Raw genomic sequence first — 9,307 nt, forward strand, 5'->3', positions numbered from 1 at the left:
AGGTCAACGGGCACACCATCGACTTCAGCTACCAGACGGCAATCAAGGGCCGGACCGCGCGGAGTGACGCCAAGGAAGCGATGCGGATCGCCGTGCAGGACCGACGACTCGCGTACCGAGACGCCCGCTATGACAATGGCGATCCTGTCGCGAGTGACATCTCTGGTGCGGTCATCGCCGCGAAAGACGATGCGCATGTCGTGTACCTCGAGCCGGATTGGGCGCAGTTGACATACCGGTTCGCGGAGTCCGAAGGAGGGTGGGACCAGATCGCCGTCACGGCCGGAGACGGCGTCGCCGCGCAAGCCGGCGGGCTGTTCGCTGACCCGGCGATGCAGGCACGCTGGGTGGACTTCCACGCCCACCGCGCGTCGATGGCTCTCGCGACCGCATCCGAGAATGCCCGGCGTCCGCACGCGGACGAGACCGCCTGGATGCCGTGATGCAGGCCGAACCCGGGCAGCCGATGAAGATGGCGTGGCCGACAGTCTTCTTGGATCAGTGGGTGTGGATCCGATTCGCGGCCGTGGCGACAGGTCGCTCCCGCGACCCCGACGATGCCCGCGCCTACGATGAGGTGCGCCAGGCGAGCGCCGAAGGAGTCGTGTTCGCGCTGTCGGCCACACGGTACGAGGAGACCGGGCGGATCCGTGATCCGCGGCAACGACAGGATATCGCCGATGTTGTCGCGCCGATCTCGGAGCTGCGTTCGCTGCGTGTCCACAACGATCTGGTGGAGCATCAGATCAAGATCGCGTTGCACGAGATACTCGGACGCCCGACGTTCCGCCCTTCGCCGCTTCAGGTCATAGGGGTGGGGGCGCACTGGTCGTTCACAGGCGTGAATGCCTTCCACCGGGTCTTCGACGCGCGCGACAAGGTCGTCGACACCATCGACGGTTCCTGGCTGCGGCAAGTCGCCCAGTACACGGAATACAGGCTTTTCGCTGGTCCGGTCGACAGTGAGCTTCCCGCGCTCGAAAAACGCGGGTACGTGGATCCGAGACAACTCGAAGCGTCAGCAACCAGTCGTCTGGAACAGGAACGAGCGCTCGCTACCCAGTTCGGCTCACGCTCCGACCCGTCCGCGACTGTGCTTCGGTTCCTCCAGGTCCGCGAGCTTTGGGGGACACACGGAAAGATGCTCGCGCGGATAGCCCAAGAGTACGGTGTGCCGGGTCGGGCGATTATGCCTGACCCGAATGCACGCACTCCTTTCGCTCGCGATGCAGCAGAGTTCATGGAACGGATTCCGACCACGCACTTGATGGCTCAGCTGAAGCACGGCATTTACCGGCAACGTCGGGAATGGACATGGAACATGCTGCGTGACATCGAATCGATGAGTGTGGCAATCCCTTACACCGACGTCGTGGTGATGGATAAGGACGCGGTCGACCTGGCAACACGAGTCGGCGCTCCTACTCGTTTTAACACGACGGTCATCGCTCGTATGGGGGAGCTCATCGACGTCCTGCCTGATCTGCGGAAAGACGTCAACGCCGACGCGGAGGAACCGCCCGGATGGGAGCGTTTGGGTCCACGCGCACCGTTTCAGCTGGATCTTCCCCGGTCGCTGGAACCCGAGGAGGTTCCCATCGGAGCACAACTACGCTTGGTCGGCGATGACGGCGAGATCATCCACTCCCCGCGAACGCCCGGGCTGTAACAGCCTCCTGTGTCACAACCCGGTTCGGTGCAAGTCTCCACAGCCGTAGAGGCAAACAGCTCGCACCGAGGCGAGTGGTTTGTCACACCAGTCATGTGCGGACCGCGCATGTATCTCCTGAAGGCTTCGCACACGACGGAGCCAGAATACGGAGAAGATCATGAACATTCCCCCCGACATCGCGACGCTCGCCTACGAGAAAGCCACACTCATCATCGATGACTCCGACGTCACCGAGATGGTCGAGCAGTGGCTCGACGACGACGTCGAGGGCGTCTTCCTCACGGACCTCGACGCGAGGGACGCCCTCATCGGGTGGCTGGCCATCGCGTTCGCGGGCGCCCCACTCGACTCCCGAAACGTCGCCGCGCTGCTCAATCACTTCGACACCTCTTTCGAAATCGGCGAAGACGACCTCCGCGAGGTGACCCGCCAGATCACCTCGACGATGGATGACAAACTCGGAGCAGACGCGGCCAAGCTCGCTCGCCGGCGCCGTGAGTTCACCAACGCCATCCTGCGCACGCAGCTGAAGAGCACCGGCCACGCCGGCGAGAGCATCAGCGTCGCACTCACGTCCCTCATGAGCACGACGGACGGCGAGACGTACGAGGTGGCGACGCTAGTCTCCCCGGACCTCCTGCGCAGCGACTCCGTGCCGAACATCGTCATCGGTGTCGCTGACGGCACCCAGGACGCTGCGGTCGGCGACCTCGTCCGCGACCTGCTCGGCGGCGAGAACTACATCGACCACGTCACCGGAGACGTCACCTACTTCCCGGGCCTGCCCACCGACGTCGCACTCACGCCGCTGAGGGAGTGCGGGGCGACCGTGGTGATGGATTACAACCCGGACGACGAAGGACGCGTCCTGGCGACTGCTGAGGGCGTCGTCCTGGTCGAAGGCCGCTGGTATAGCGACAACCTCCCCGAGGCTCTCCTGACAGCCATGAAAGACTTCCGAGAGTCCTCCCGGCAGAACCGGACGCCCGGCGGACAGCGCGTGCTGTCCGCCGAGGTGCAGTTCGACCTCGAAGAACGACGGGATGCGCTCCTCCGCGCCCGTCGCGCGTTCCAGGTCCCGACCCCGCCCGTGACCAGCACGCATGAGCAGATCATCGCCTACGGGTCGGCGGATTGGTCCAGGGCTTACAGGGATGGCCAGTACGCGAACAAGCATTTCGAGCGCGAGTTCCTCCGCCACGAACTCGCCCTCACGCCCCAGTTGGATCCGTTCCCCGATGGACACAGCTTCCTCACGACCCTCGTCGTCGCAGCAACCAACGAACAGCGCATCGCCGATTGGAAGAGGTACCACTCCCTCGACGAGGGCAACGGCATCCTCATCGACGAGTGGTACGCGATGTACCACCGCATCGTCCCCCGCCTCCAGGACATCATGAGCGCCTGGAGCCGTGACAACCAGCCCGAGGCCGTTCAGGCATCCGTGCTCAAGGTCGGCGTCGGCGGGCAGTGGGTCGTCAACCAGGATGAGGAGACCGCTGACTGGACCCCCGATGGCAACGCCGCAGTCGTCGAGATGACGCGCGCGAACATCGAGACCGCAGAGCAGATCGTCAAGATCGTCGCCGCGAACCTTCGCGCCCAGGCCCACAACTTCGCGCGTGAAGGGCGAGACCTCAGCAGGGACGCTCGCATCATCCTCCGGCTCGAGTTCGTCGACGCCGACCGCTGCGGCGCCGACGAAGACGACGTCTGGGCCGCGGTGCCCGCGGAGGGCGTGCTCATCGCGGCGGATGCGACGCTGGTGCCGAGAGATGAGTGGAGCCGGGTCTGACAGCCAGCGCTGGGAGACGCAAAGAGCCGCCGAGGGATCTCGGCGGCTCTTTGTCTGGGATTCGGCGTAGTTGAGATACGCGAACGTAGCTCCTCGAGATACGCGAACACCCCGTGGTGGCGAGTGAGGGATTCGAACCCCCGAATGCTGAGCAGTCTGATTTACAGTCAGATCCCTTTGGCCGCTTGGGTAACTCGCCAGAGCGCACCCGTCCGACTTCGACAGTCAACCGGGGGCACGATAGATAATCATACCCGCCAAGGGCAGGGGCGAGAAATCGGGGCGTCAGCTGCCGAAGACGCCCTTGTCGGCGTCGGCCAGAGACTCCGGCGTACGCAGCAGTCCGCCCTCTGCGCGGCACGTGGCAGCGGCCACATCCATGGCACGGTCGAGCAGGGCCTGCCACTCATCCGCATCGTCGGGCGTGCCGTGGGCCAGGCCCGCCGCGACGGCAGCGAGAGTCGCATCGCCCGCACCGACGGTGTCGATCACCCGCCCTGGGAGCGCCGAGATCGGAGCCGTGACGACGCCGGCATCCGTCTCGAGAGCCGCCCCGTCGGCACCCGCCGTCGCGAGCACCGCTCGCACACCGAGCCCGCGCAGCCGCTGCCTGAGCGCATCGAGGTCGCCGTCATAGAGCAGAGCGGCATCGTCGGCGCCGACCTTGACGATCGCCGCTCCGGAGGCTGCGCGTTCGAAGCCCCGGACGAACTCCTCGCGATCGCTCAGCATCCCCGACCGCGGGTTCGGGTCGATGGCGAGACGCGCGTCTGCAGCAGCGTCGAGCAGCGCGTCGACCTCTGCGGGAACGTCGAACGGAAAGCAGCTGACGGCCACGAGCCCCGCGGCCGAGATCGCACTGAGCGCTTCCTCCGAATACCGGACGCTGCGCTGCTGCGCCGCCTCATTGAAGACATAGACCGGCTCGCCGTCGGCACCGCGCTGCACGATCGCGCGCGACGAACCGAGAGGGGCGGGGCTGGCGATCAGACGCACGTCATGATCGGCGAGGTACTCGCGGATGTGCGCGCCGGCCTCATCGTCTCCGACCATCGCGATGAGCGTCGTCTGCACGCCCAGCCGACGAAGGCCCACGGCGACGTTCAGAGCGGCGCCGCCCACCAGCTCACGCACGCCGCCGTCTGCGCGGATCTCATCGATCAGCGCGTCTCCGACGACGACGGCACCGGGAACACGGGAGGATTCAACGCTCATTCCGCCGACACTACCGCTCAGGCGGCGTCTGCGGCTGCTCGCGGGGCATCCGGACCGGGCACGATCTCGGATGCCAGGGGGTGCCACGCCGGTCCGACGGCCGCTCGGGCGGCGCGCCGCCGCGCATGTCCGAAGTCGTGCACGCGGGGCGAGGAGAGACCAGGACTCGGCGCCGACGGCATCCGGGCACGAAGAAGGCCCCGGGCGAATCGCCCGGGGCCTTCTTCTACTCACTCAGTACGTCAGTTGTGTTCGCGACTCCGTCGCTCGACAACTTCAATCGGCTCGGCACGACGAGCAAGCTCGCCGGCTCCCGCCTCAATCAGTTGTACGTACCCGGCGTGATGTCGTCCGTCGAGAACGCGTCGAAGTCGACGTAACCGAAGTCACCGTCAGCGTACGCACCGTCGGATGCGAAGATCCGGTTCGGGTAGCGCTCGCTCTTGGCTTCTTCCGTCGCCTCGACCGTGACGTCGCGGTACTTCGAGAGACCGGTTCCGGCGGGGATGAGCTTTCCGATGATGACGTTCTCCTTGAGACCGACCAGCGGGTCGCGCTTGCCCTGCATGGCAGCCTCGGTGAGCACGCGGGTCGTCTCCTGGAAGGAGGCGGCCGACAGCCACGACTCGGTCGCGAGCGACGCCTTCGTGATACCCATCAGCTCCGAACGACCGGACGCGGGGCGCTTGCCCTCTGCCACAGCCTCGCGGTTGATCGCCTGGTAGCGCTTGAGGTCGACCATCTCACCCGGGAGCAGAGTCGTGTCGGCGTGATCGACGACCGTGACCTTGCGGAGCATCTGACGGACGATGACCTCGATGTGCTTGTCGTGGATCGGCACACCCTGCGAGCGGTACACGCCCTGGACGCCGCCGACGAGGTAACGCTGCACCTCGCGGGCACCCATGACACGCATGACCTCCTTGGGGTCGAGCGTGCCGACCAGGAGCGGCTGACCGACGGAGACGTGCTGACCGTCCTCGACCAGAAGCGTCGCACGCTTCAGGACCGGGTAGATCACTTCCTCGTCACCGTTGTCGGGCGTCAGGATGAGCCTCTTGGCCTTGTCGGTCTCGTCGATCGTGATGCGGCCATCGGCCTCGGCGATCGGCGACGCGGCCTTCGGGGTACGAGCCTCGAAGAGCTCCTGCACACGGGGCAGACCCTGCGTGATGTCATCTGCCGACGCGGAACCACCGGTGTGGAAGGTACGCATCGTCAGCTGGGTACCGGGCTCACCGATCGACTGGGCCGCGATGATGCCGACGGCCTCTCCGATGTCGACGGTCTTACCCGTCGCGAGCGAACGGCCGTAGCACTGCGCGCAGACACCGACGGCGGAGTCGCAGGTGAGCACCGAGCGCACCTTGATGCGCTCGACCCCCAGCGCGACCAGCTTGTCGATGAGGACGTCGCCCACGTCGTCGCCGGCAGAGGCGAGGACCTCGCCCTTGCTGTCGACCACGTCGGAGGCCAGCGTACGAGCGAACACCGAGTTCTCGACGTTCGCGTCGCGCACGAGCTCACCCTGCGAGTTCGGAGCGGCGATCGGGAGCTCGAGGCCCTTCGACGTGCCGCAGTCCTCTTCGCGGATGATGACGTCCTGCGAGACATCCACCAGACGACGGGTCAGGTAACCCGAGTCGGCGGTACGCAGAGCGGTGTCGGCCAGACCCTTACGGGTACCGTGCGTCGCGATGAAGTACTCCGCAACCGACAGACCCTCGCGGTACGAGGAGATGATCGGACGCGGGATGATCTCACCCTTGGGGTTGTTCACCAGACCACGCATACCGGCGATGTTCCGGATCTGCAGCCAGTTACCACGAGCACCCGACGACACCATGCGGTTGATGGTGTTGTCTTCCGGGAAGTTCGCGCGCATCGCGGTCTGAACCTCGTCGGTCGCCTCGGTCCAGATCTTGATGAGCTCCTGACGACGCTCGACGTCTGTCGTGAGGCCCTTCTCGTACTGGGACTGGACCTTCGCGGCCTGCTTCTCGTAGCCCGCGACGATCTCAGCCTTGTTCGGCGGCGTGAGGATGTCGCTCAGTGCGACGGTCACACCCGAGCGCGTGGCCCAGTAGAAACCGGCGTCCTTGATCCGGTCCAGCGACGCAGCCGTCTCGACCTTGGGGTACTCCTCGGCCAGCTTGTTGACGATCTGCGACAGCTTGTTCTTGTCAGCCTGCTCGCGGACGAACGGGTAGCCCTTCGGCAGCGTGTCGTTGAAGATCGCCTGACCGAGCGATGCATCGACGAGGCCGTGGCGCTCGTAGCCCTCGGGAGCTTCGCCCTCGAGGAACGTCAGACCCGGGATGCGGATGCGGACCTTGGCCTGCAGGTCGAGGGTTCCCTCGTCCTTGGCCAGGATCGCCTCGCCCACCGAACCGAATGCACGGCCCTCACCGGCTGCGCCCGACTTGACCGTGGTCAGGTGGTGCAGACCGATGATCATGTCCTGCGAAGGCAGGGTGACCGGGCGTCCGTCGGACGGCTTCAGGATGTTGTTCGACGCGAGCATCAGCACGCGGGCCTCGGCCTGAGCCTCGACCGACAGCGGCAGGTGGACAGCCATCTGGTCACCGTCGAAGTCGGCGTTGAACGCCGCGCAGACGAGCGGGTGCAGCTGGATGGCCTTGCCCTCGACGAGCTGAGGCTCGAAGGCCTGGATGCCGAGACGGTGCAGGGTGGGTGCACGGTTGAGCAGCACCGGACGCTCGCGGATGATCTCCTCGAGCACGTCCCAGACCTCGGGACGGGTGCGCTCGACAGCGCGCTTGGCCGCCTTGATGTTCTGCGAGTGACCGAGGTCGATCAGGCGCTTGATCACGAACGGCTTGAAGAGCTCCAGAGCCATCTGCTTGGGCAGACCGCACTGGTGCAGCTTCAGCTGCGGGCCGACGATGATGACCGAACGGCCCGAGTAGTCGACGCGCTTGCCGAGCAGGTTCTGGCGGAAACGACCCTGCTTACCCTTCAGCATGTCGCTGAGGGACTTCAGGGCACGGTTGCCGGTACCGGTGACGGGGCGACCACGACGGCCGTTGTCGAACAGTGCGTCGACGGCCTCCTGCAGCATCCGCTTCTCGTTGTTGACGATGATCTCGGGAGCACCGAGGTCGAACAGACGACGAAGACGGTTGTTGCGGTTGATAACACGACGGTAGNNGCGAAGCGGCCACCGTCGAGCTGCACCATCGGGCGCAGCTCCGGCGGGATCACCGGAACGACGTCGAGGACCATCGCGGCCGGGCTCATGCCGGTCTCGAGGAACGAGTTGACGACCTTCAGGCGCTTGATCGCACGGATCTTGCGCTGGCCCTTGCCCTCGGAGATCTGCAGGTGCAGGCTCTCCGCCTCGGCGGCCAGGTCGAACGCCGCGAGGCGACGCTGGATCGACTCGGCGCCCATGTAGGCCTCGAAGTACTGACCGAAGCGGTCCTGCAGCTCGTGGAAGACGTCGTCTTCGGGGCGCAGTGCACCGACCTCGAGGGTGCGGAAGTCTTCCCACACGCGCTCGAGCTTGGCGATCGCCTCGTCGGCACCCTTGCGGATGAGCGACATCTCCTTCTCGCCGGCGTCCTTGACCTTCTTCTTCGCGTCGGCCTTGGCGCCTTCGGCCTCGAGGGAAGCGAGCTCCTCCTCCAGGCGAGCCAGGCGCTCGGCGATCTTCGCGTCGCGGCGGTCTCCGAGCGTCTTCAGCTCGAGACGGATGTTGTTCTCCTGCGTGCCCAGGTCGCGGTGACGAGCATCCTCGTCGACCGAGATGACCATGTAGGCGGCGAAGTAGATGACCTTCTCGAGGTCCTTCGGCGCCATGTCGAGCAGGTAGCCGAGACGCGAGGGGACACCCTTGAAGTACCAGATGTGGGTGACGGGAGCGGCGAGCTCGATGTGACCCATGCGCTCACGACGCACCGAGGACTTGGTGACCTCGACGCCGCAGCGCTCGCAGACGATGCCCTTGAAGCGGACACGCTTGTACTTGCCGCAGGCGCACTCCCAGTCGCGGGACGGGCCGAAGATCTGCTCTCCGAAGAGACCGTCCTTCTCCGGCTTCAGGGTGCGGTAGTTGATGGTTTCAGGCTTCTTGACCTCGCCGTAGGACCAGGCACGGATGTGATCCGCGGTGGCCAGGCCGATGCGAAGCTCATCGAAAGTGTTTGACTCGAGCACAAATTCTCCTGTGTAGGAATTCTTCTGAAGAAATCGGGGAGGTGGGCCGCCGACCGGGCGTGACGCTCAGTCGGCGGCCTGAACCTTAGATCTCGTCGATCGAGGCGGCCTCGAAGCGGCTGGAGATGTTGATGCCGAGCTCCTCCGCTGCGCGGAAGGCCTCGTCGTCGGTGTCACGCAGGTTGACGAGCGTGCCGTCTGCCGAGAGGACCTCGACGTTCAGGCAGAGCGACTGCATCTCCTTCATGAGCACCTTGAAGGACTCGGGGATGCCGGGCTCCTGGATGTTCTCGCCCTTGACGATGGCCTCGTACACCTTGACGCGGCCGAGGATGTCATCGGACTTGATCGTGAGGAGCTCCTGCAGTGCGTAAGCGGCGCCGTAGGCCTCGAGGGCCCACACCTCCATCTCACCGAATCGCTGGCCACCGAACTGCGCCTTACCA

Annotated in this window: 4 protein-coding genes, 1 tRNA gene and 2 pseudogenes; 3 read left to right on the forward strand and 4 right to left on the reverse strand. The window is 65.5% G+C overall.

Annotated features, from left to right (window positions below):
• The 3 genes from J7E68_RS00075 to J7E68_RS00085 all read left to right on the forward strand — a co-directional run.
• Positions 1 to 443: hypothetical protein (locus J7E68_RS00075; protein ID WP_215168708.1), on the forward strand; the 443-nt coding region annotated here is incomplete at its 5' end.
• Positions 440 to 1,669, forward strand: a complete 1,230-nt coding sequence (locus tag J7E68_RS00080; protein ID WP_215168710.1) for a hypothetical protein — start codon at positions 440 to 442, stop codon at positions 1,667 to 1,669. The genes J7E68_RS00075 and J7E68_RS00080, both read left to right, overlap by 4 nt.
• Before the next feature lie 160 nt (positions 1,670 to 1,829).
• Positions 1,830 to 3,467: a hypothetical protein gene (locus J7E68_RS00085; RefSeq protein ID WP_215168712.1), complete on the forward strand. Its 1,638-nt coding sequence runs from the start codon at positions 1,830 to 1,832 to the stop codon at positions 3,465 to 3,467.
• A 114-nt stretch (positions 3,468 to 3,581) separates the two neighbouring features.
• On the opposite strand, the gene J7E68_RS00090 is transcribed toward J7E68_RS00085, so the two are convergent.
• From J7E68_RS00090 to J7E68_RS00105, 4 genes and pseudogenes are all read right to left on the reverse strand, one after another.
• Positions 3,582 to 3,666: transfer RNA gene (locus J7E68_RS00090), tRNA-Tyr, on the reverse strand.
• Positions 3,667 to 3,752: 86 nt separating this feature from the next.
• Positions 3,753 to 4,682: a PfkB family carbohydrate kinase gene (locus J7E68_RS00095; RefSeq protein WP_215168714.1), complete on the reverse strand. Its 930-nt coding sequence runs from the start codon at positions 4,680 to 4,682 to the stop codon at positions 3,753 to 3,755.
• Between the two features lie 322 nt (positions 4,683 to 5,004).
• Positions 5,005 to 8,861, reverse strand: a pseudogene (rpoC, locus tag J7E68_RS00100) (DNA-directed RNA polymerase subunit beta').
• Between the two features lie 85 nt (positions 8,862 to 8,946).
• A pseudogene (locus tag J7E68_RS00105) lies at positions 8,947 to 9,307 on the reverse strand (DNA-directed RNA polymerase subunit beta); the annotation flags it as partial.

Source organism: Microbacterium sp. ISL-103 (genome assembly GCF_018613995.1).
Classification (GTDB): domain Bacteria; phylum Actinomycetota; class Actinomycetes; order Actinomycetales; family Microbacteriaceae; genus Microbacterium.